The organism is Vibrio sp. 1288 (assembly GCF_033344475.1).
The window spans coordinates 1-680 of record NZ_JAWPOX010000570.1 but is presented as its reverse complement, the minus strand read 5'-3'; the positions used below and the strand labels follow the sequence as shown (position 1 = coordinate 680).

Here is a 680-nt window from a genome sequence, read left to right as displayed (position 1 = left end):
TTACTGCCGTAAATTAGCGTTTGATTGCGAAATGTAGGAATTTGTCGCCGCAGTAGGTCAGGGTGCCTTTATCGCCTGGATTAAGCGCGTGGTAATAGTGCACACCAATTTGGAATTCTCGTTTCGGGCCGATTGGGCCACGTTGCACATAAATCCAATATTCTTGGTCGTCCTGTCCCGGCTGCGCATCCGGCACATCGATCGCTTGTTTGTCTAAAATCGTGACTTGAACACTTTGTTCTGGCGCATCTTCACCAACGTAATGTTTGCTGTAGAAACGAAAGAACACCCATGCGCCAAGGGCGATGAGGGCAAAAATGGCCAAGATAAGTGAGATTGGCATGATAACCTCCAATGTTTCATTGGGCCTTATTCTACAGAACTCCCTGATTAAACTATGAGTTGAGATAAACTATTCGTGATCTAATAAAAGGGGTGTAGATTTTATTCGGCGGACTTCACAGTTTATATGCGTGCAAGGGCACAATTTGAAAGGAAAATTGCACTTAACCGCTCGAAAAAGCTCTAAATTTATAGAAGAATGAAATGACTAACGAAGGGAAGGTCAGTAAAGGAGGGTTACGATGTCAGATATTGAAAAAGTAGTCATGCGTACCCGAACGATCGAAAAACTTTTGCGTACTCAATATCACGCAGAAGGGAAAGGGTTGCACCAACTT

1 protein-coding gene and 1 pseudogene are annotated in these 680 nt (G+C 43.7%); one reads left to right on the top strand and one right to left on the bottom strand.

The genetic code is table 11. The annotated features are described in order from the left end of the window. Positions 1-13: 13 nt before the first annotated feature. Positions 14-343, bottom strand: a complete 330-nt coding sequence (locus R8O11_RS28085) for a DUF2500 domain-containing protein (protein ID WP_015297474.1) — start codon at positions 341-343, stop codon at positions 14-16. A gap of 241 nt (positions 344-584) precedes the next feature. Between R8O11_RS28085 and R8O11_RS28080 the strand changes: the two are divergent. After that, positions 585-680, top strand: a pseudogene (locus R8O11_RS28080) (DUF4145 domain-containing protein); the annotation flags it as partial.

Bases quoted from the DNA above. Each gene is read 5' to 3' on its own strand.
- R8O11_RS28085 (WP_015297474.1), bottom strand. From the start codon at position 343: ATGCCAATCTCACTTATCTTGGCCATTTTTGCCCTCATCGCCCTTGGC.